The 20,858-nt window shown below is 71.0% G+C and carries 21 protein-coding genes; 9 read left to right on the top strand and 12 right to left on the bottom strand.

The genetic code is table 11. The annotated features are described in order from the left end of the window. The first annotated feature begins 137 nt into the window (after window positions 1-137). The 4 genes from CA983_RS11860 to CA983_RS11845 all read left to right on the top strand — a co-directional run bounded on the left by CA983_RS11860 (window position 138) and on the right by CA983_RS11845 (window position 4,525). Entirely contained in the window at window positions 138-920 is a 783-nt protein-coding gene (locus tag CA983_RS11860; protein WP_086600857.1) for a GntR family transcriptional regulator, read from the top strand. Continuing rightward, a complete protein-coding gene (locus CA983_RS11855; RefSeq protein WP_086600856.1) occupies window positions 917-1,468 on the top strand; it encodes a GNAT family N-acetyltransferase in 552 nt (183 codons plus the stop codon). Before CA983_RS11860 ends, CA983_RS11855 begins: the two co-directional genes overlap by 4 nt. Before the next feature lie 263 nt (window positions 1,469-1,731). Further along, window positions 1,732-2,697 carry a bifunctional DNA primase/polymerase gene (locus tag CA983_RS11850; protein ID WP_158101853.1) on the top strand — a complete coding sequence of 322 codons (966 nt, stop codon included), beginning with the start codon at window positions 1,732-1,734 and terminating at the stop codon, window positions 2,695-2,697. 181 nt (window positions 2,698-2,878) lie between these two features. Next, entirely contained in the window at window positions 2,879-4,525 is a 1,647-nt protein-coding gene (locus tag CA983_RS11845) for a hypothetical protein (RefSeq protein WP_086600854.1), read from the top strand. Between the two features lie 245 nt (window positions 4,526-4,770). On the opposite strand, the gene CA983_RS11840 is transcribed toward CA983_RS11845, so the two are convergent. From CA983_RS11840 to CA983_RS11820, 5 genes are all read right to left on the bottom strand, one after another. Beyond that, window positions 4,771-4,980, bottom strand: coding sequence for a YozE family protein (locus CA983_RS11840; RefSeq protein WP_086600853.1), 210 nt, complete (start codon window positions 4,978-4,980; stop codon window positions 4,771-4,773). Window positions 4,981-5,828: 848 nt separating this feature from the next. Then, window positions 5,829-6,083 carry a DUF6372 family protein gene (locus CA983_RS11835; RefSeq protein WP_086600852.1) on the bottom strand — a complete coding sequence of 85 codons (255 nt, stop codon included), beginning with the start codon at window positions 6,081-6,083 and terminating at the stop codon, window positions 5,829-5,831. Beyond that, on the bottom strand, window positions 6,080-6,541 hold the full coding sequence (locus tag CA983_RS11830) for a hypothetical protein (RefSeq protein ID WP_086600851.1): 462 nt from the start codon (window positions 6,539-6,541) through the stop codon (window positions 6,080-6,082). The genes CA983_RS11835 and CA983_RS11830 overlap by 4 nt, the downstream gene beginning before the upstream one ends. Further along, on the bottom strand, window positions 6,541-7,371 hold the full coding sequence (locus CA983_RS11825) for a ParA family protein (protein WP_086600850.1): 831 nt from the start codon (window positions 7,369-7,371) through the stop codon (window positions 6,541-6,543). The genes CA983_RS11830 and CA983_RS11825 overlap by 1 nt, the downstream gene beginning before the upstream one ends. A gap of 200 nt (window positions 7,372-7,571) precedes the next feature. Further along, complete coding sequence (locus tag CA983_RS11820; RefSeq protein WP_086600849.1) at window positions 7,572-8,255, bottom strand: hypothetical protein; 684 nt, start codon at window positions 8,253-8,255, stop codon at window positions 7,572-7,574. A gap of 250 nt (window positions 8,256-8,505) precedes the next feature. Between CA983_RS11820 and CA983_RS11815 the strand changes: the two genes are divergently transcribed. The 5 genes from CA983_RS11815 (at window position 8,506) to CA983_RS11800 (ending at window position 12,100) form a co-directional block, all read left to right on the top strand. Further along, the gene (locus CA983_RS11815) at window positions 8,506-9,459 is read left to right on the top strand and encodes a hypothetical protein (protein ID WP_086600848.1); all 954 of its coding nucleotides are present in this window, start codon (window positions 8,506-8,508) and stop codon (window positions 9,457-9,459) included. Between the two features lie 114 nt (window positions 9,460-9,573). Beyond that, window positions 9,574-9,912: a hypothetical protein gene (locus CA983_RS11810; RefSeq protein WP_086600847.1), complete on the top strand. Its 339-nt coding sequence runs from the start codon at window positions 9,574-9,576 to the stop codon at window positions 9,910-9,912. Between the two features lie 52 nt (window positions 9,913-9,964). After that, the gene (locus CA983_RS45810; RefSeq protein ID WP_143645480.1) at window positions 9,965-10,240 is read left to right on the top strand and encodes a hypothetical protein; all 276 of its coding nucleotides are present in this window, start codon (window positions 9,965-9,967) and stop codon (window positions 10,238-10,240) included. 453 nt (window positions 10,241-10,693) lie between these two features. Continuing rightward, a complete protein-coding gene (locus tag CA983_RS11805; RefSeq protein WP_143645479.1) occupies window positions 10,694-11,047 on the top strand; it encodes a hypothetical protein in 354 nt (117 codons plus the stop codon). Between the two features lie 156 nt (window positions 11,048-11,203). Continuing rightward, on the top strand, window positions 11,204-12,100 hold the full coding sequence (locus CA983_RS11800) for a recombinase family protein (RefSeq protein ID WP_086600845.1): 897 nt from the start codon (window positions 11,204-11,206) through the stop codon (window positions 12,098-12,100). Window positions 12,101-12,733: 633 nt separating this feature from the next. On the opposite strand, the gene mobF is transcribed toward CA983_RS11800, so the two are convergent. From mobF to CA983_RS11765, 7 genes are all read right to left on the bottom strand, one after another. Continuing rightward, window positions 12,734-16,873, bottom strand: a complete 4,140-nt coding sequence (mobF, locus tag CA983_RS11795) for a MobF family relaxase (RefSeq protein ID WP_086600844.1) — start codon at window positions 16,871-16,873, stop codon at window positions 12,734-12,736. 474 nt (window positions 16,874-17,347) lie between these two features. After that, window positions 17,348-17,638: a hypothetical protein gene (locus CA983_RS11790; RefSeq protein WP_086600843.1), complete on the bottom strand. Its 291-nt coding sequence runs from the start codon at window positions 17,636-17,638 to the stop codon at window positions 17,348-17,350. Continuing rightward, window positions 17,635-17,919, bottom strand: coding sequence for a hypothetical protein (locus CA983_RS11785; RefSeq protein WP_086600842.1), 285 nt, complete (start codon window positions 17,917-17,919; stop codon window positions 17,635-17,637). The genes CA983_RS11790 and CA983_RS11785 overlap by 4 nt, the downstream gene beginning before the upstream one ends. A 34-nt stretch (window positions 17,920-17,953) precedes the next feature. Next, a complete protein-coding gene (locus tag CA983_RS11780; protein ID WP_086600841.1) occupies window positions 17,954-18,841 on the bottom strand; it encodes a hypothetical protein in 888 nt (295 codons plus the stop codon). Between the two features lie 73 nt (window positions 18,842-18,914). Continuing rightward, complete coding sequence (locus CA983_RS11775; RefSeq protein ID WP_086600840.1) at window positions 18,915-19,463, bottom strand: hypothetical protein; 549 nt, start codon at window positions 19,461-19,463, stop codon at window positions 18,915-18,917. A gap of 93 nt (window positions 19,464-19,556) precedes the next feature. Further along, window positions 19,557-20,042, bottom strand: coding sequence for a hypothetical protein (locus CA983_RS11770; protein ID WP_086600839.1), 486 nt, complete (start codon window positions 20,040-20,042; stop codon window positions 19,557-19,559). Window positions 20,043-20,101: 59 nt separating this feature from the next. Further along, window positions 20,102-20,596, bottom strand: coding sequence for a transcriptional regulator (locus CA983_RS11765; protein WP_086600838.1), 495 nt, complete (start codon window positions 20,594-20,596; stop codon window positions 20,102-20,104). Window positions 20,597-20,858 lie beyond the last annotated feature (262 nt).

The raw sequence follows: 20,858 nt of genomic DNA, 5'->3' as shown, positions 1-20,858 counted from the left end.
TGCTTGCCCATTCGCATTGACTGGACAATGCCCGCTGCGATGACCATGGCACTGTCCGGAGCCGGGCGTCAAGCCCATCGTTTGAAGAGTTCGCATTGACTGGACAATGGCCGATCATGCGAGTACACATGAGTCGCATGAGGACGAATACGCCGATCTACCAGCGGGTCGCGGACGACCTCCGCGCGGAGATCGCTGATGGCACACGGCCGCCCGGAAGTCAGCTTCCGACCGAGGCTGAACTGCAGGAGAAGTACGGGGCGACGCGCTACACGGTGCGCCAGGGCCTGGCCGCCCTCGTCAACGAGGGGCTCATCGTGTCCCGCCGACCCCTCGGGTACTTCGTCCGCGAGATACACCCGATGATCTACCGGCCGCAGCAGGAGTTCAGGCGAAAGCAACCTGACCTGGATCTCTTCGCCCAGCTCCTGGCTGACGAGGGCAACGGGCGGCAGCCGTCCCAGGACATCGAGGTCGCGATCGTCCAGCCGAACGCCACGACGCGCGACAGGCTGAAGCTCAACGAGAGCGAGCTGCTCGCCGCCCGTCGCCGAACCCGGTACATCGACGGCGAGCCTTACAACATCAACGACTCGTACGTCCGGCTCAGCTTCGTCCAGGACAGCGAGTTCATGAGCCCTGTCGACGTCGCACGCGGGACCAACCAAGTGCTTGCTGACCTGGGCAAGCCGCTCGTTCGGGCCCTGGATGAGATCTACGTCCGGATGCCCAAGCCGGAGGAGGTCACCAGGCTCAAGCTCGGGCCTGGCACTCCCGTCGCCGAGCACATCGTGACGACCTACACCTTCGATGACGAACCGGTGCAGGTCACGATCAACATTGTCCCGGGGGACAGGCACGTCATCGTCTTCGAGCGGACCCGCGAGTGGCCTCCCACCGAGCAGGGAGCCTCCGAGTGATCATCGTCCAGGCGGAACTCGCCGACCTGCCGCGCCTCCTGAAGTTCCGCACCGACGCGGCGGCATGGCTCACTCGCCTAGGCATCGACCAGTGGTCACGGCCCTTCCCCCCCGAGCACATCGCCGAGAGCATCCGTCGCGGCGAAGTCTTCATGATCAGGGAAGCCCCACAGTCGGACGCCGCAGCAACGGTGACCCTCGACCGGGACGCAGATCCCCGACTCTGGACCCCCGACGAGCGTGCCGAAGACGCCCTGTACGTCCACAAGCTCAGTGTCGACCGGCGCTACGCAGGGGCTGACCTCGGCGGACGCATCCTCGACTGGTGTGGTGATCGCGCGGCCCGGGTCGGCGCCCAGTGGCTGCGCCTGGATGCCTGGACGACCAACCCCCGCCTTCAGTCCTACTACCGCACCCAGGGCTTCACCCACGTACGGACGTCCGATGACCCAAGCGTCGTCTCCGGCTGGGCAGCACAGCGGCCGGCGGCCTTCTCCTCCACTCATGGCCTGGACGACTCAGACCTTGAGGGGGTGACGGCAGGCTGAGTGCCGTTCCCCGTATCCGCGGACCGTCCGCTCACAGTTCTCCATCCCAAACCGGGACTCATGCCCCAACCATGCCGACACGACGATGGTCAATCGGTGATCTACAGGCAGGATTGGGCCCCAGAAACACCGAAGGCGCCCCGGCCAGGGCGCCTCGGCACTGCAAGGCCGGGACGGCAATCCCGGCGAAGTTCGAGCGGTACAAGAAGGGTCGCTCATCCATGAGAGTACGAGACGTTTCCCGACCGGGGCCACATGGCCCGGTGAACAACACGGCTGCAACCCGGGCGCTCCGGGCAACACTGCTGGCCAGCGCGCACCGGTACGCCGAGCGCGGAATGTACGTCCACCCCCTCCTGGTCGACTCGAAGGAGCCCCGCTGGACCAACTGGGAGGAGCGCGCCACCCGCGACCCCGAAGTGATCGAGCGGACGTGGGGCCGGGCGCCCTTCAACATCGGCGTCGCCTGCGGTCCCTCCCGACTGGTCGCGCTCGACCTGGACGTGCCGCACGAGGGCGAGGTGTCCGGTTCCCCGGAGATCGTGGACGGCATGACCATGCTGCACTCGCTCGCGGCCCGGACGCCGGGCGCGCGGATCACGCCGACGATGACCGTGCTGACGCGGAGCGGCGGTCGTCACCTCGTCTACCGGGCCCCGGCCGGGGCAGCGGTGCGGAACACCGCGCGGACGCTCGGCTTCTGCCTGGACACCCGGGCGGCCGGTGGCTACATCGTGGGCATCGGCTCGGTGGTCGACGGCGCGGCGTACGTCCTCGAGGGAAGCATCACCGAACCGGCGGTGCTGCCCGACTGGCTGCTGACCCTGATTACGGCTGCACCCGAGCCACCCAAAGCCGGGGGAGCGCCGCGCCGGGCCGATGTGGTCGCCCGGCTGCGGGAGCTGACCCGGCAGGGCACGCGCGAGCAGCGGTGGGCGGCGGGCATCCTGCGGTCGGAGTGTGACGAGCTGGCGGCGATGAAGCAGCCGGGCGGGCGCAACAACCGGCTGAACCTCGCGGCGTACCGCGTGGGCCAGCTGGTGGCGGCCGGGCTCGTGGACCAGGCGGTCGCCGAGGACCACCTGACCGAGGCCGCGCAGTCGGCGGGGCTTGGGGCGGACACCCCGCGCGAGATTGAGAAGACGATCCGGTCCGGCATGACCGCCGGCCTTTCCCGGCCGCGCCGGATGGAGACCGCTCCGGTCCGCCGGATGGGCGGTGCCGCCTGATGCGAACCGCACCCCAGGACACTAAGGCTCAGCGCCACGTACACCACGCCTCGACAGTGATCACGGCCCCGCAGGCGCACCACCGCCCCGGGGCCCGGCACCCGAGGAGTGGCCTCGCATGCGAGACCTTCGTACGCCGTCGTACCTGCTTGCGTCTCCCGCTGGTGAGCGGGGGTGCGGCGTGACCGAGATGGACGCGACTCCGTCCCCCGAGGAGCTAGCAGCCTTCCGGGCCTGGAAGGCAGAGACGTCCGCCACGCCCCCGGCGCAGCGTGGCAAGGGGAAGGGCGGCGCCGCCGGCGGCGGCAACGAGAAGATGTCCGTGGCGGACCAGATCATCGCCATGGCGGACAGCCGGTACGAGTTCGGCAGCTCGGAGGCGGGCGACCTGTACGCGGTGCCGAAGGACGGCCCGCGCATCGCGCGTCTGCTGCGCGGCGGGCGGATCTCGCTGCGTGCGGAGCTGGCCCGCACCTACTACGGGCTGCACCACAAGGCGGCGTCGTCGTCGGCGCTGGCGGACGCGATGCTCGCCATCGAGGGCCGGGCGCAGGCAGAGGACCCGGTGCCGCTGCACCTGCGGGTCGCCCCGCTCGGCAAGCGCCCGGAGGACGGCCTGGTCCTCGACCTCGGCCGGGCGGACGGCAAGGTCGTCACGATCACCCGGGCCGGGTGGTCGGTGGGTCCGGCCGCCGAGGGTCAGCCGCTGTTCCGCCGCTCCCAGCTCACCCAGCCGCTGCCCGAGCCGGTCAAGGGCGGGTCGCTGAAGGAGCTGCGCAAGCTGCTGAACGTGTCGGATGAGTCGTGGCCGCTGATGGTGTCGTGGCTGGTCTCCGGGCTGGTGCCGGGCATCCCCCACCCGCTGCTGTTCCTCTCGGGTGAGCAGGGCACGGCGAAGTCGACGGCGACGAAGATGCTCGTGCAGCTCATCGACCCGAGCGCCGCGCCGGCGCGGTCGACCCCGAAGGACCCCGACGACTGGGCGACCGCGGCCGTTGGTTCCTGGGTGGTCGGCCTCGACAACCTGTCCCGGATCCCGGAGTGGCTGTCGGACGCGATGTGCCGGGCGGCGACCGGTGACGCCAACGTCAAGCGGACGCTGTACAGCGACAGCGACGTCACAGTCCAGGAGTTCCGCCGGGTCCTGATCGTCAACGGCATCGACGTCGGCACGCTGCGCGGTGACCTCGCGGACCGCATGATCCCCGTGCACCTGGACCGGATCACCAAGCGGCGCACCGAGACGGCTCTGTGGGAGGCGTACCACGAGGCTCACCCGCGCATCCTCGGCGCGCTGCTCGACCTCCTGGTCGCCACGCTCAACAAGCTCCCGGCGATCCGGGAGAAGGCCGACCGCGGGGAGATCCCGCTGCCCCGTATGGCGGACTACGGCCTGATCATGGCGGCGCTGGATGAGGTGTACGGCGTGCCGGAGAAGTCGATCCTGCGCGACTACCTCCAGCAGCGCACCGAGCTGGCGGAGGAAGTGGTGGAGTCCAACCAGGTCGCCACCCAGCTCCTGGTCCTGATGAAGCGGATGCCGGTCCGGCCGGAGGACGGCGCCCGGGTCTGGGACGGCACCACCGCCGAGCTGCTGGACGAACTGACCAGCCAGATCGGCATGACCAACGACAAGTGGCCCCGCACGCCGGGCGCCCTGTCCGGCCGGATCAACCGTGTCGCCTCCGACCTCGACAAGCTCGGGGTCGACATCGCCCGCTCGAAGTCGAACGGGAAGCGCTCCCTGTTCATCACCTACATCCCGAAGCCCAGCCCGACCGCGCCGCCGGAGCAGCCTGACCCGGTGCAGGAGACCATCCCCGCGTAGCGCCCCGCGCCACCCGCCGACCCGCCCGTGCCCAGCACCGGCGGGCCTTCGGCGTACCCGCACGGAAGGGCGGGTTATCTAGCTAGATTCCCCGCAAAAGCCCAGGTCATCAGCCACAGAAAGGCAACCCCTACGGCGAGTGCGCCGAGGACGGCGGGGCGGAGGTACCTCAGCCGACGACGGCAGGACCACGCTGATCTCCTCGGCGGGAGGGCGCGACGGTCCGGCGGCCGGGCACGGCGCGGTCAGCGGCCGGCGGCGTACCGGGCCCAGGCGTCGGCGAGGGCCTCCAGCGCGGCCTCGGAGGCGCCGGCGCTTTCGAGGTGGTCGGCGTACGTCTCCAGCTCGTCGGGTCCCTCCGGCCAGTCGGGGTCTGCAGCCGCGTCCCGGGCGAGATCTCCGATTGCGCCGCTGACCTGCGTGAACTGTGCCAGCCAGGCCCCGAATCCGCTCACGTCCCGCCCCTCCTGGGTGTCTGCTCCGACCGGCGGAGCCTACCGCCGACCACCGACAGCCCCGTTCCTCACGCTGCGTGAGTGGCAACAGGGACGCACTTGCCCTCCGGGAGGGACGCACCCAGGGACGCACCTGTGAAAAGTGCGTCCCTTGGGGCGCCAAGTGCGTCCCTAGGGACGCAGTGCGTCCCTGGTGCGACCCTGGTGCGTCCCTGCCTCTGACCTGCCGCGTGTCCGCTATGCGGCTTTTGGAGGGACGCAGGGACGCATTTGACCCCCTCATCTCTGTTGGAATGACAAGGAGAAGTAGAGAGAAGAGAGATGTAGGGGAAAAGTGCGTCCCTGCGTCCCTCGCATACCGGGCAAATCTCTCTGCTGATCTACAGACCGTGATCACCGCCGTGCCGCAGACGGCGACGATCCGCACCGCCGAGCCCGGCGCCCCGCTTTTGGGTGGCGCTGATCAGCCCCGTGCGGCTTCAAGCCGCGCGAGGACGGAAGGCAGGCACCACCTTGCGTGGGCCGGGCCGCAGCGCTCAGCGGTCCGCAGGGGCGGGGTGGGGCGCGTGACGTGCGGTAGGCGGGCGGGCCGCGCCCGGCGACGGCCGGGAGGCCGGCCGCGGCCGGTTCGGCCGTCGACGGTGAACGCGCGGCCCGCAGGGAGCCGCACCCGGGGGTGCCGGGCGCGGACGCGTCCGTCCGCTTTACCTCTCCCCTCCAGGTCGCGCCGCCGAGGTGCGCCCCTGTCGGCGGGTGCGTCCCTGACGACCAGGCCGCAGACGGCAGACCGCCCGCATTCTCACCTGCGGAAAAGCAGGCGGAAACGCGGGCGGAGAGCCGAGCCGGACTCAGGCGGCGAGCGGGACCAGGTCGTGATAGCAGCCGAGACAGACCGGCAGCGGCCGGGAGGTCTCGGCGGGCGTCTGCACCTGGATGAGCAGACCCGGGTCGGCGGGGTGCGTGCAGGCCGGGCGCATCTGCGACTGGTGGAAGGCGGCGCAGGCACACCGGCACCCGCCGGGCCGGTTCTGCTCCCACTCGACCATCGCGGGCAGGAGGATGGTCAGGACGGGAGGCAGCGACTCGATGTCGAACGTGGTCACGCGACATCCCCCTGCGACTCGGGGCCAGGGTCCTCGACCTTCAGCCGCCGGAAGTGCGCCTCCAGGGCCTGCTCCACGAGCGTTTGCGGGTTGAGCCCGGTCTGTTCGACCGCGGCCGTCAGCTTCCGGTCGGTCGAGGTCAGGATGCGCACGGTCAGCGGGACCCGTTCCGGACCGCGCGGCCGGCCACGACGGCGAGGTGGGCGCCGGGACGCCCCCGACGACGTTTGGGCGGGCGGAGTCGGAGCCGCGGGCTTGTGCTCCTGGTCCTCGTTCCCGCCCGCAGGATCGCCAGCATTCCCGCTTGCCGAATCGCCAGCGGAGGAACCAGAGCCACCCCAGGTCTCCGGGTTTTCCCAGTCGGGCTCTTGGGCCCCGCTGAGGTCGGCGGGGTCCTTCTCCTGGGTCTTGCGGATCTCCTCGTCAGATTGGGCAGCCTTCTGCATGAACGACGGCATCAGCGCTTCTCCTTGAGGGTCGGGAGGGTGTGGTGGAGTACCTCGCGGTACGAGGACACGAGCAGCTTGGCCTCACGGCCGGGAGCCGCCGTGATGGGGATGGACCCGGTTCGGCAGACCTCGCGCACGGCGTAGTTGTGGATCCTGGTCGGCAGGATCAGGTCGCCGAAGCGCTCCTGCAGGCGGCCTTCCCAAAGGCGGTGGACCTCCCGGAACTCGCGCTTGCTGGGCACGATGTTCCGCACGATTCCGACGACCTCCAGGGCCTCGTTCAGCCCGCCGGGCGAGGTGTAGTGCTCGATGGAGGTCAGCGCCTCCCGCGCGCCGAGGTACCCGTCCTTCTTGAGGGTCGCCGGGATCACGACCTTGCGGGCCGCGATGAGGGCGGACCCGACGACCTTCCCGCCCGGCCGGGGCGGTGCGTCGATGAAGATGACGTCGACTAGGTCCCGCAGGCCCCAGAGCGCCCGCTTCAGTCGGAACTCCATGCCAGTGGTCGGGTCGCTCTCCCGGTTGCCGAACTTCCGGACGGCCGGCAGGACCCAGACGTTCGAGGGCCAGTGCTTCCCTGCGCGCACGAGTGTCTCGCGCGCGATCTCGGCAGGGTCGCGGGGACGCTCGTCGGGGTCGACGTAGTAGATGTCGTTCACCGACAACTTGGGCTCCACGACGCCCAGCTCGTCGGTGAGCGTCGCGCGCGGGTCCAGGTCGACTCCACCGACCCTCAGCCCATGCTCGGCAGCCACGGCGATCAACCCCGCAGTGACCGACGTCTTCCCGACGCCGCCCTTCTCGCTGACCTCAGCGACGATTTCCGGGTCTTCGGCCACAGGGTCCTCCTCTCCTCAGGTAAGCCGAAGAGTGCCGACCCCGCTTGCCTAAGCGCAAGCTGACCCGCACGCTTTCCCGCCGGTAATACGGCAAGCGGAAAAACCACCACAAGGAAAGCGCGGCCGGACGGTACGTCCGGCTTATCTAGCCAGATTCCGCGCCGCTTCCCAGATGAACAGGCATCTGGACGGGCCAGGCTTCAGCGGATGGCGCGCTTCACGGCGCTGCGGATGACGTCGCCGGTCGTGACGACCATGTCCTGGAGCTTTGCCTTCTCCAAGAGACTGTCGGCGTCGGGGCGTGATGCGAGGGCGGCGGCGAACATGGTGAGCACGGTGAGCGCACCGTTGCGTTCGGCCTCGCGCATGATGACCTCCGGCCCGTCGCCCCACCGGTCTTGCCACTCGCGCAGCGCCTTCACGGCGGGCTGGCTCTCCCAGTAGCAGGCGCGCACGAGCTGCTCGCCGAGGTCGGCGGGGAGGCGCACGGCGAGGCGGGCGCTGAGCTTGGTGGGCTCGTCGGCGAAGCGGCCGTGTTTGCGGGGGCTGCTGCCCACCGGGCGGCCGGGCGCCCCGGCCTCGGCGGTGGGAACCGGCTCGTACGGCCCGTTCATCTTGCGGCGCTTCAGCTCGGCGCGGACCTCGCGCGCCACGACCAAGTCGCGGGTGCCGGCCAACTTCCCCGTCTTCCGGAGCCGGGCGAACTCGGCGCGGACACGGCCGCGGGCCGCACGGGCGGCCTCGCCCCGGAGGTAGCGGACGCCCTCCCGGTCCCGGGCCGCGTCGAGCCATTTGAGCTCGGCCTTCCGACCTTCCTTGACCACCTCATCGAGCGCCTGGCGGTCCTCGGGCTCCAGCGCGACCACGAAGGGGAGAAGTGACATGCGGCGGAGTCTAGCTAGATATCGCGCCGGGCCCTGCCGCTTCCTGCGACGTTCACGCGCGCGTGCGATGGACGGTCTCACGGGTTCCACGGTGCTTGCTAAGTCGCTAGCATTTCCGCAAGCGTAAAAGCGTCCAATCAAGCTAGATAACCCGCCACTAAACGCGCAGTTCAACCCGTGTTTTTGGGTTGTTGCGCGGGACGTTTTCCGGCTCTACCTTCGCCCTAGGAATCCGCTCCAGGAGGTCGTCTTGCCCAGCTCCATCCCGCCGCTTCCCGGTCTCACCCGCTACACGTGGTGGGGCGCCGTACCCGAGGGCCTTCTCACCAAGACCCAGCTCGACCGGCAGGGCCTCAAGCCGGGCTCGGACCCGGTCGGCCAGGTGCTCTACCACGGCAACTGCTACGCCCCGCTGTACGAGGTGAGCGCCGCTGTGCCGAAGCGCGGGTGCTCACCTGCGCAGCGCGCCGCGCTCGATCGCGCCCGCCAGCTCCAGCGCGAGTGCCGGCGGTGTGGTGTCCGTGAGGACGACCCCCTCGGCCGGGGCCGGTACTGCGACGGCTGCCGGTACGCGATGACGATGTGGGAGCAGCACGACCAGGCGCAGGTCCTCGCCCGCGAGCTGGTCGCGGACCCGGCCGCCGTGCTTCTGGTCGTGGACGTCGCCCGGGACGCGCTGCCCACCGGGCAGGCCGTAGCCGTCGTCACCGTCCACGACGGCCAGGTCCTCTACGCCGCCCCGGCTGGGGAGTACGGCACCCCCGAGCGGGACGCGGTCCTCAACCGGCTCGATGCCCTGCTCGCCGATCGGCGGGTGGTCGAGGAGCCGGACCACATGGGCCCGCTCGGCCGGTACCCGGACGCGTTGCTGCGCCTGCCCGGCGAGCCGGTCCCGCCGGGGCGAGACCCGCGCCACCCGTGGGCCGCGCCCCACTCGAAGGCGAACCCGAGCGTCGCCCGGATCTGGTCGGGCTGGTTCGGCTGGACGGACTACCCGTACTCCATGATCCCGAGCGTCCCCCGCGACGGCACGGCGGTGCCCTGGACGCGCTCCCTGGACGTTGCCGCCGACGGCCGCTCGATGGTCGGCGTCCTGCACCGCATCGCGGACGGCACCGAGCCGGTCTGGGAGAAGGCGGCCTGGACGGTCGACGGGCACGGCGTACCGGAGAACGCCCCCCGCCTGCTCGCCGGGGCGGCCTGACAGATCTTGCAACTCCGTTCCGTCCGGGACGATACGAGGGCCCGCGCTCACCTGCGCGGGCCCTTCACCGTGCTGCCGGGCATCCGGCCGGACGGCGCGATCGTTGGGTGCGATATGGAGCTGAGCGCGGCAGGGCCAGGAGTCGAGCAGCGGGCCGCGGCCGTGGCCGACGCGGTGTGCGAGCTGGTCGACGCGGTGACGCCGACGACCTGGAGCACGGGCGCGGTCGAGGACGCAGCCGACGCCATCGACATGCTCGCCGAGGCCCTCGCGGCGATCGACCCCGAGGCCGCGCGAGCCCTCGCGGCGGTCCCGGCCGCCACCGCCGCACTGCGCCGCCGACTCGCTCTGGCTGCTGCGGAGGACGCCGCCGTAGTGCCCGCGCCCCGCTCCGGCCGCGCCCGCCGGCGGGGCCTCGGGCACGGCTGGAAGGGCATCCGCACCCCGGAGTGACCACCCGGGGGCGACCCTCGTTGGTCAGGCAAGAGACGACCTGGGGAGAGCAGTGGCCAAGACGAAGGTCCCGGCGTACATCGAACCGGCGGACCTCGACAGGCTGAGGAACACGGTCGTCGGACTGCAAAAGCATCCCGACGTCCTGGACCCGCCCATCAGCCTCTCGTCCTTCGTGGCGGACGCCATCATGGCGGCGGTCAAGGAAGCCGAGCGTCGCTACACCCAAGGCCGGCCCTTCCCCGCCCGCCGTCGCCGCGACCTTCCCACGGGCCCGCGACCTGGTTCGGCGGACGATTCGCCAGTAGGGCCCGACTGCGGAGCATGACCGGTCGAAAGCCGTACGCGGCCACCGGCCTACTCGTGCAGAAGGTCCAACACTCGATGGTCGACAAAACTTGTCGGACGATCCGGACACCGCGCAGGTCACAGCGCCGGAAGCCGGGCGATGGGTGGCCCCTTCTGCTCCGATTCAGGGTGGGAATGAGGGAGAGAAAGCCGTCCGGCGAGGCCATCACGTGGTCCATCACGCGATGATGGAGGGAACATCGTCGGCTTCGGCCCGTTTCCCCAGCTCAGTGGCCGGATGGGTCCACCACCCGAACGCCGGTTCCGCCGAAAGTAAGGGTGAAGCGGAAGGGTCGGAGCGAAGCCGCGGGCGCCCTCCGGGCAGGGGGCCGGCGGCCGGATGCTGGAGCGGGTACCCGGGGTACCCGGTGTGATCATCGGTCTCCCGTGGGAGACGGCTGTCCCGGCGGCGGTTGCCGAGGATGCTGGAAGGGTGACCAGCAAGGTGCGCCGGTGCGACTGCTGCGGGCAGAAGCTCCCGAAGGGCGCCGGGCCCAACCGGCGGTACTGCGATGCGACCTGCCGCAGCAGGCACTGGCGGCGCGTCCAGCGGCAGGAGACCGTCTTTCAGCGCGCCGTCCAGCAGGGAATCGAGATCCTCGCCGGGGGAGTCGACCGCTACGTCGAGGGGCGGTGCCCCGTCTGCGGATGGAGCGTCTCGCTGCGCAAGCGCCGGGACGCGGTGTACTGCTCACCGAAGTGCCGCACGAGGGCCTGGAGGCTCCGGAGCGAGACGCGTGACGCTTCCGAACGCTCGTTGCGGAAGGCGTCACCCCGTGACGGCTAACCGCAACGATGGATCACGGAGCCACCGGGCAGCCTGTTTCATAGGTGGTCGCTCGTGAAACACCCTGCCGCGCGGCGATCATGCTGCACGTTTCTTGTTTCATGGGTCGTTTCAAACGGCTTGGCATTTGAAACAGACACATGAAACAGTGATCGCGTGAGCGACGACTACCAGCGCGTTGAAGCGCACGACTGCCCCATGTCCACCTGCGCCGCCCCGGCGGGCTCCCCGTGCCGCACGACCAAGGGCCGGGTGGCGATCCAGTACCACACGGCCCGGTTCCGGCTCGTGCCCTCGCTGGCGAAGGCACTGAGCGTCCCCGTCCCTCCCGTGCGCAAGCCGGGCACGGCCTGGGTGGAGCTGCCGCGCCCGGCCGGGGCCGGCGCCGAACCGGTCGGCCACATCCGCATCGGCTACGCCCGCGCGTCCACCGCCCGCCAGTCGCTCGACTCCCAGCTCGACTCCCTCGCGGCCGCCGGGGTCACCCGGGTCTTCTCGGAGAAGGTCTCGACCCGCGCCACGAGTCGGCCGGAGCTGGAGAAGGCGGTCACCCTCGCCCGTGAGATCCGCGCCTCCGGCGTCGCCGTGACCCTCGTCGTGCACGAACACAAGCGGCTCGGCCGCGGCATCGACCTCGCCACGCTCGCCGAGGAGCTGCGCGCCAGCGACGTCGGGCTGGAGTTCCTCACCGGCGAGCTGCAGGGCTCTCACGACCCGGGCGGCGTCGTCTTCACCGTGCTCGCCGCACTGTCAGGCATGGAGCGCGAGTACATCCGCGACCGGACGCTGGAGGGCCACGAGTCGGCGAGGAAGCGCGGCAAGGCCATCGGCGGCGCGAGCGTCACCGACGACGACATGCTCAGCATGGCGCTGCACCTGCGGGCCCAGGAGCTGAGCCTGCGCGAGATCGCGGCCCGGCTCGTCATCACCAAGGGCGCCCGCAAGGGACACCATCCGTCCCCGGCGACCGTCATGCGGATGCTGCGCGAGCACGACGAACGCACGGCCGCGACGGAGCCTGTGGCGGCGCTGGAGGCCGCTGAGAGCGCCTGAGAGCGCCACAGGGCACCCAACGGGCCCCGGAGCCGTCCACGGACGGCCCTGGGGCCCTCTGCTTGTCCAGGAGCCACCACGGCCACGGTGCGGCATACGGGCGTACGCGCGCGTGGACCTGCGCAAGTTGAGCAACAACCCGGCGAAGTGTCTGAGTTGATCCCGACTTCGCGCGCGCCCGCGTAGGGCGGTCTCAAAAGTCCCAAAACCCGGGCCACCTGCCGCTTCCCCGGCCGCGACGACCCCCGCGACAACCCCGCGATGAGGCCGCGACGAACAGGCCGTGGGCCGCGATGCCGTCGTGGGCAAGCCATCCCGCGTCGCGGCCTCGTCGCGGGGCTCATCGCGGGGACACCAGACGTGCACGTACACGTCGGTGCAGGCGAGCCCTCTCGTCAGGCGCACGTGGGACGCCGTTCACCGTCATGCGATTTTCCGCATGCGGTTCCTCCGCATGCGGACGATCGGCGGCATAAGAAGACCATCCTCAGAAGACCATCTCTCTCCGTCGTGGTGCCGGCGTCGAGCAGCTGCTCGTGCGCAACGCGCGGGCGCGCGAAGGACGGTCCAGAAAGTCCAGAAACCTCGTCGCCGAGCCGGTGCCGGTCCGCTGAGAGAAGGCGCTGCAAGGACCTACCTCATGCCCCGCCCCCTCGACTGGCTCGGCTGCGGGTGCGCGGCGGCGGCCTGCTGGTGCTGCGCCGCCTGCTTTGCCTGCTGCGCCTGCTGGTGGGCGCGGCGTGCGGTGACCTCCCGGTCGTACAGCTGCGGGTACTTCTCGGCGATCGTGGCGCGCAGGGTCTTCTCGGCGCGGGCGTCGGCGGCCTGGGCGCGGAAGTCGGCGGCGTGCGCCCGGTACTCGCCTGCCCTGCGGGTGGCGCGGCCGACGTCGTCGCGGTCCCGCTTGTCCATGCTGTGGCCGCGCCGCTCGGCTTCGGAGCGCATCTCCACGAGCCGCTCGGCGACCTTCTCCACGTGGTCGGGCACCGGTGTGCTCGCCACACCGAAGCTCTCGGCGAAGCGGCTCTGCCGCACCACGTCCCATGCCTCCGCCAGGGCCTGCCGGGCGTCCCGCTTCGCGTCGGCCTCCATCTGGAGGTACCCGGCGCGCTCCCCGGACAGGCTCTCGGTCAGCTCGCGGTACTCCTTCAGCGACGTCCCCGCCAGGCGCAGCGCGATGCGGCTCTTGCCCTCGCTCTCGGCGAGCTTGGCCAGTTGCCGGGCGCGGTCGTCGGCGTGGCCGGCCGCAGCGAACGCGGTCTGCAGGTGCTCCCGGGCGGTGGCGACACGGGCCTCCGCCTGGTCCAGGACCTCCCCGGCCTCGGCGGCGAACCGCTGCCCGCGGGTGGGCTGTCCGGTGGCCTTCTCGTGGTCGAGCCGCGCGGCGAGTTCCCGGGCCTTGGTCTCCGCCTCGGTGGCGGTGGCCTCGGCGTCGGCGGCGAGCCGGTCCCCTTCGGCGATCAGCCGGTTCAGCTCCTGCGGGGAGACGGTGCCGTAGATGCGCTTCGTCCAGGACGGGACCGCGCGTTCCTCGGCACCGGCCTTGAGGCGAGCGAGCAGCTGCTTGGCCTTCTCCTCGGCGGCCCTGGCCTGCTCCTCACGCTGGGCTTCGTTCTGCGCCTGGCGGTGGGAGAGGGTCACCGACTTGGCCCGCGCCGCCTGTGCCATGTGGGTCTGCCTGAGCCTGCGTTCGGACTCGGCACGGGCTTCCTCGGCGGACAGGTCGCGCTGCCGGGGGAGCGGGGCGGGGGCCGGCGGTTCCTGCAGAAGGTCGGAGACCATGCCGTCCGGCCGGGACTGCCCCAGGAAGCGGGCGAAGGCGTCGATGGCGCGCTCCAGGCGCTCCTTCTCGGTGCGGGACTCCCCGAGCCGGGCCCGGGTCTGCTCATCCTCGAGTACGGCCAACGGCAACCACAGATGGTTCTGGCGCCGTGCCCGGGTGATGCCGGGATAGGTGGCGAAGGCGTTCGCGCCGTGCCCGTACATCAGCGACGTGTTGCACGTCAGGCCCTGGCTCGCGGCGATCGTCATGGCGTAGCCGAGGGACAGCGCCCCGCCGGTGACTTTCTGCTGGGACACCCAGCCGGACTCGTTGCGGTAGCCGCCGGGGGCCTTGGCGTCCTTGACCCGCCAGGTGATCTCGACACGGTGGTTGTCGTCCATCGCTGTGATGACGGCCCGGTAGCCGTTGAGCATGTCCGGGCCCTCCCCGCGACGGCTGCGGTAGTCGTTCTCCCGGACGCGGACGACGTCGCCCACGGCGAGGGTGAGGGTGTCACCGCCGGGCAGGGCGTAGGTGTGCTCGGCGCCGAGTTCGCCGGCCTCGCGGCGGATCGCCTGCGCGCCGAGGTTGAGCGCGTCGACGTCGCTGTTGCGGGCGGCGAGCACCACCATGTTGGCGATGAGGTCGTGGGGGTCGGCCCACTCCTGCAGGCGCAGTTCGTCCCATGCCATGAGGATCTGGGAGCGGGCCTCCTCGGCGGTCTCGGCCGGGTGCACGCGCCCGCCTTCGGCGAGCATCCGCAGGGCCAGCTCGTGGTCGCCGGTGCGCCAGACGTCCAGCGCGGCGCGCTCGGCGGCGTCCTCCTGGCGGCGGTTCTCGGTGAGGGTGAGCCCGTGGACCAGGCGGTGAACCTCCCTGAACCAGCCGCCGGGGCCGATCGCCTGCAGCTGTAGGTGGTCGCCGATGCCCACGACCTTCGTGCCGGTGCGCGCGGCCTCGTTCATCAGCACGGCCGCGGCGCGGTCGTCGACCATCGTCGCCTCGTCGACCACCAGGACGTCGACGCCGCGCAGCCCGTTGCCGTTCTCGATCTCGCCGAGCCAGGCCGCCACGGTCCGGGCCGGGATGCCGGAGGCGTCGGTCAGGTTCTTCGCGGCGACCGCGGCGAGGGTCGCGCCGGCGTACGTGGTGCCGGTGGCGTCCCAGCCGATCCGGCACGCCTCCATCAGCGTCGACTTGCCCGCCCCGGCGACGCCGACGATGGCGTCGATGCCGTGCCCGGCGGTCAGCACCCGGGTTACCGCCGCGACCTGTTCCTCGGACAGCTCGTACCCGGCGGCGACCTGGAAGACGTCGATGGCGGCGGCGGCCTGGTCGCCGGTGAGCTGCACGGTGCCGCTGTCGAACCGCTCCAGCGCCTGGCGGCGGACGGTCTCCTCGGCGTCGAGGATGTCCTGGGTGGTGTAGCGGTCGATGGACGACATGACGGTGGACCCGATGGTGGGCACGCGCACCGCGTAGCCCTCGACCGCCAGGACGTCGTCGCACAGCCGCTCCAGGCTGTCCGGGTCCGCGTCGATCCCGAACTCCAGCGCGTTCGCCACGGCCGCCAGGAGCTGCGCGCGGCTGAACGTCTTGTCGTTCGCGGTCAGTCCCTCCTTGGGGTCGAACACGACGGCTGCGATGTCGCCGGGCGGCGGGATGCGCGGGCCGGTGCCAGGCCCGTCCAGAGCGGCGCCGCCGTCCGGGCCGGGCGGACCGGGGGCAGCCGCGGCCACCATCGCGTCGACGTCGTCGACGACCTGTTCGGCGCGCTGCCTCCAGCTCTCGCGCATCGTGGTCGCGTCGACGTCGAGCTTGTCGCGCTTGGTCGCCATGGAGGCGGCCTGCTTCTCCTGGCGGCTGGCGTCGGCGCCGGCCTTCTCGTCGACGAGCGCGGCCCGGCGGGAGAAGTGGTCCCGCACCTGCTCGGGGATGCCGACGACTTCCCAGGCGCCGGTGCGTTCGTTGCGCACGCGCCGGATGCCGAAGTGCTCGTACGTGAGCGCGCGGACGCGGGCCTTGAAGTAGGCGTCCAGGGCCGATGCGTGGCGGTGCAGGTCCTTCCCGCTGTTGGCGATCGACCGCCACTCGCCGTCCGCGCACAGCGCCATGTTGGCAACGGTGACGTGCAGGTGCAGGTGCGGGTCTCCAGGCTCCCCGGCCCGGATCGGGCGGGCGCTCTGGTGCTCGACACTCCAGGCGAGCAGTCCCCCGGTGGCGAGCCGGACCGGTTCGCCATCCTTGCTGCCGACCGCGTACCCGGCCCACCGCTCCATCTGCCGGAAGGTGTCGTCCTTGGCCTGGTGGACCAACTCGCGCAGCTTCTCCGCGGGGAGAAGGTCCATCAGGGCTTGGACCACGCTGTCGGACTTGGGGAGGTCGAGGACCACGTCCCAGCCTCGGACACGGTCGTCGACACGGAGGTCTTTGTTCTCCCATGCCGTGGCGAGTTCTGTTTCGCCATAGACGTCGTCCAGGGAAATCCCGGCGGCACGCGCGAGTTTGTGCAGGGTGGTCACCTGCATGCGGTGCATGTCACCGAAGCGGTGAACGTTGCGCTGCTGTTGCTCGAATACGCGCTTCTGCTTCGGCTTTCCCTCGAACAGTTCGCCCGGCTCAACGCCCTTTTCCTCGGCGGTCTTTTCGATGGCCTCGACAAGCCGGGCGGTGGTCAGCTGTGCCTTTTCGTGTGCGCGCACGGAGGTGCGGGATTTGATCAGGCGGGCGCCGGTCTCGGGGTGACAGCCCGCCATCAGCAGGCGCGCGGCCTGCTTGCCCTCCTCGTCCAGCTCGGCGCCTTCTACGAGTCCAACGGCCTCCAGGCCGCTGCCCATCCAGACCAGGGTGGACCCGCCCTCGGGGCGCAGGCGGTAGTCGACGGCCTGGTCCTCGCCATCGTCCAGGACGACGGTCTGTTCGCCGTCGAACTCGACCACGTCGCACCCGGCCTGCTGCTTGAGCCGGTATTCGACCTGCGCGTCCTCCGTGATCTTCGTGACCCAGGCCACCGGCCGCCCCTCCCCGTGCTGCGCTCCCCGCGCGGTTGTTCTTGTCCCCGGCCTGCCGGGGTTCCCCGCGAGGGGAACCCCCTTTGTCCTCTCCCTCATTCCGATCATGAACCGGAGGGAGGCCAACAGGCACCACACACACCACGTTGGTGAACAGGCTGCCGGTGTACAGCACCATGCCACTGACCACAGACGTTCAGTGGGCCGGGGTCCTTCGAGTCCGTCGTGCTCCCGTACGGCGGGCACCTTTCCCGCCGAGGTGCCCGCCGGGCGGTCAGGGGCCGGCCGACGCCCGGGAGTCGGCTGCCGGGCGGGCGTACCGTCCGGATAGCCAGCGTTCCCGCCAGCGTTTCGGCATGCGGGAATGCTGGCCCGGCTGCGTGCCGTCCGGCGTGCTCTGCGGCTGGCCTCTACCCTGAGACGCGAGGAGACCCCCGGCACTAACCCTGCCGGGGGTCTCTTCATGCGTTGCGGTCAGTGGAACCAGACCACGACCGGAATTCGGATTTGCCGTGCCTCACGGATGACGGCGTATTCGATGAGGACTGGTTCTCCTACGACCTCAAGCGAATAGCGCACCCCGAGGTCGTCCATCGGGTCGCCGGGCGGTTCGCGGTCGGCGTCGATAGCGGCGCCTGCCTCAATTCCCAGGGCGAGCAGGTAATTTAAGACCTTCTTGGAGAGGTCCGGGGGCATATCGAGCATGACGCTCGCCGGGATTTCCTCGGTCCATACGGTCCAGCCGCGCCGTGGCTGGTCGGTCATCCGGCCGCCCTTTCCACCTGCTCCAGGAGGTCCTCGACCGCGACCAGGCGGGGGCCGCCGGCGGCGTTCGCCCGGCTGTGCTGGATGCCCCGGGCACGGTCGAGCATGGCGACCTTCCACCAGCGGCGCATGACGCCGGGGACGTCGTCCTCCTCGGCGGCCAGGACCTCGCCGTAGAAGCGGGCGCGCTGTTCGCCGGTGAGGGCGTCGCCGATGGCGTTGATGGTGTGCGGGATCGCGGGGACCCGGCCGTCTGCCGGGTGTTCGGGTTGGGCGCTCACTGCGCTCTCCCTTCGGGTTGGTGGTTCGAGTGTCCTACGCGGGACGGCCGCCGGTGGCCTCTTCGAGTGCCACGAGGACCAGGCCATGGTCGGCCATCCGCTGCGGCGGGATCTCCCCGCGGTCGGCCTTCTCCCGGACCGCCGGCAGCTTGCCGAGCACAGCGACCAGGAGGTCGAGCAGCGCGCCGAGGATGCGCGGTCGGGCCTTCGTGTACGCCTTCCACAGCTCCGACTCGGGGCGGCGCTGGGCGAGGCGCTGCAGCTCCACCACGACGGTGCGGTCCGCCAGGTCCGCCCGGATCTCGTCGGGGGCGAGGCTCCCGGCGAGGATGAACGCCCGGTCGGGGCGAGGCACGAAGGGGAAGGGCTCCCCCAGGCCGCGCTTGGTCATGGCGCCGCCGCTGACGGCCACGCACAGGGCGTCCGACTGCCAGTCGGGGACGCGGGCGACGTTGTCGAAGCCGACGACCCGGGCGGCGTCCACGGCGGTCTCCCACGCGTCCTCGTTGCCGGGGAGCGGGCCGAAGGGGAAGCCCGGGTCGATCAGGTGTCCCAGCAGTTGGACCGTCACCGACTTCCCGCTGCACGGCACTCCGGTGAGGAGCAGTACCGGGCGGGTGATGTCCGGCAGGAGCGAGGCGAGGAGCCACGCCACGATCCGCGCCCACTCCTGGTCCCCGACGTTGAGCAGCTCGCGCAGTTCGGTGAGCGACCCGCCGGGGACGGGCGCGGGCAGCAGCTTGGTGTTGAGGGTTCGCCGGAACGTCGGCAGGTCGGTGGCGGCCGGGACGACCTTCCAGCCGTCGCGGGTGATGGTGACGACCTTGTCGCCGCGTCCGAGGTCGAGCGCCAGGCCCTCTTCGGGGAGGAAGCCCAGCGGTGCCACGCGCAGGTGGCGGGAGGTGGTGTCCGTGTTCGTCATGCAGTCCGTCCTTGCTGTGGACCGGGGCCGCGGACCGGCCCCGGGGCTTCAACGAGCGCGGGGCGCGTCCCGGTCACCGGTTGCGGCGGAACGGGTCGGGGATGTCGCCGCGCAGCACCCCGTGGACCATCTGCGCGACCTCGGCGGCGCCGGCCGCCGTGGCGGGGGCGTGGATCGTGTAGGAGGTCGTGCGGGTGGCGTTGACCATCAGCTCCCACGCGCTGTCCGTGTAGAGCGCGACGGCCAGGCCGCCGTTCATGCCCCAGGTCGGGCCGCCGGGCAGCGGCGCCACGCCGACGCCCATACGGACCGGGGTGGGCACGACCTCCAGGCCCTCGGCGGTCAGTGCGGCCGTCAGTTCGCGCACCAGCTGGTGCAGCTCGGTCGAGGTGCGCTCCGTCGCCGGGCGCCCGTACTTCCGGGCGACCGCTTCGGCGGCGGCGAGGGCCAGCCACCCCTCGTCATCGGCAGCCTTGCGGTCAAGGCCGTGCTCCTCGGCGGTGGCGAGGTAGGCGTCCAGGAGCGCGGCGGCCTCGGTGACGACACTGGGGGCGTACAGCCCGGCGTGGCCGTCGTAGATCCGGCGGACCCGGGCGGGTGAGTCGGTGGTCGGGGTGGTCATGTGATTCCCTTCGCGGTGAAGCCGGGGCCCGGATTGAGCGGGCCCCGGCTTCATCCTGTCGTGACTGGCTGACGAGTCGGGCCGGTTCGGGGATCAGCTCTCCTCGAACCGCTTGGTGGCGCACGGCGGGCAGAGCGGGATCTGCCGGTGGTCGGGCTCCTCCGGGTAGAGCGCGGTGGAGAACGGGTCGGGGATGACCTCCACGTCCGGCCGCCGCTTCATGCACTCCTCGCAGACCAGGAGCATGGGCTCCAGGAGGTCGAGGGCGTGGCGGATGCGGTCACCGGTGCTGTCCTGGACGTGGCCCTGGGCCTCGTCGAGCAGCTCCGTGACGCGCTCGATGTCGTCGTGGTCGACCTCGGTCACCGACACCGTGATGGTGCCGATGACGTCGGCGACGGCCGCGAGGACACCGGCGTCGGGCTTGGCCGGGTCGTACAGGGCCTGGAGGGCGGCGGCGTGCGGGCCGACCGCCTCGGTGCGGCACGCCGCGTCGCGGATGCGGTCGAGTCCGACGCGGACGATGGCAACGGCCGCCTTCAGCTCCTGGTCGACCGTCATCTTCGGGGTGCTGTCCACTTGGGTCCTTCCGGGGTGATCGGCGGGATATCTACCTGGATTGCGCGGAAGTGGCCTGCTTACAGGGCGGCGATGAGGAGCGCGGCGACGCCGAGGAACAGGTGGTGGAAGCTCTGGTCCAGCGCGTAGGCGCCCGTGCCGAGCGTCGGCGCGTACTTGCCCTCCCCGGTCACCGGGTGTGCCGGGTGGGCGGGCGTGCCGAGGACCAGGAACTCCGTCTTGCCGGTGACCTTGGCGAGCCAGGCGAGGGTGCTGCGGCGGTCCGCCCACCAGTGGGTCGCCGCGTCGATGCCGAGGCCGGCCACCACGCCGGTGACGGTGACGGGGAGGTCGAGGACCAGGACGACCGCGGCGAGGGCGATGCCCTTGGTGATCGTCAGTCCGATGACGTGCAGGGTGCAGGCGATCCGACCGGCCCGGCTGGACTGGCCCGGGGTCTTGTCGTTCTCGCCCTTGTGGGCCGCCTGGTGGGAGGTCTGGACCCAGTGGTCGCCGACGCTGTGCGCGATGTAGAGCGCGACGAACACGGCGGCGAAGACTGCGGCTGCGGTCATGGGTGCTGGTCTCCTTCGCGGTTTCCCGCTGTCGTTTCCGCTGGCTTTTTCGCTTGCGGTAATTAGATGATGCAGACTCCGAGTCTGCATGTCTAGGGGTTCGCAGACTCCGAGTCTGCATAAAGCGGGTCTGTGCTGGTCAGGCCCCGAAAGAATCTCGCGGTCCGGGTGCGCCGTCCGCTCCCAGGGCGCACTGCGGGGGTGGCCTGCGTCTCACCGGGCCTCGCAGCACACAGCCCGGAAGCGGCCGGACTGCGGGCCG

Source organism: Streptomyces swartbergensis, assembly GCF_002148965.1.
Lineage (GTDB): Bacteria > Actinomycetota > Actinomycetes > Streptomycetales > Streptomycetaceae > Streptomyces > Streptomyces swartbergensis.
This window is presented reverse-complemented; position numbering and strand designations above follow the sequence as displayed.

What these genes read in the sequence shown, in the direction of transcription:
- CA983_RS11810 (WP_086600847.1), top strand. Translation starts at nt 9,574, where the DNA reads ATGGAGCTGAGCGCGGCAGGGCCAGGAGTCGAGCAGCGGGCCGCGGCC.
- CA983_RS11830 (WP_086600851.1), bottom strand. Translation starts at nt 6,541, where the DNA reads ATGCCGTCGTTCATGCAGAAGGCTGCCCAATCTGACGAGGAGATCCGC.
- CA983_RS11790 (WP_086600843.1), bottom strand. Translation starts at nt 17,638, where the DNA reads ATGACCGACCAGCCACGGCGCGGCTGGACCGTATGGACCGAGGAAATC.
- CA983_RS11820 (WP_086600849.1), bottom strand. Translation starts at nt 8,255, where the DNA reads ATGTCACTTCTCCCCTTCGTGGTCGCGCTGGAGCCCGAGGACCGCCAG.
- CA983_RS11780 (WP_086600841.1), bottom strand. Translation starts at nt 18,841, where the DNA reads ATGACGAACACGGACACCACCTCCCGCCACCTGCGCGTGGCACCGCTG.
- CA983_RS11775 (WP_086600840.1), bottom strand. Translation starts at nt 19,463, where the DNA reads ATGACCACCCCGACCACCGACTCACCCGCCCGGGTCCGCCGGATCTAC.
- CA983_RS11765 (WP_086600838.1), bottom strand. Translation starts at nt 20,596, where the DNA reads ATGACCGCAGCCGCAGTCTTCGCCGCCGTGTTCGTCGCGCTCTACATC.
- CA983_RS11860 (WP_086600857.1), top strand. Translation starts at nt 138, where the DNA reads ATGAGGACGAATACGCCGATCTACCAGCGGGTCGCGGACGACCTCCGC.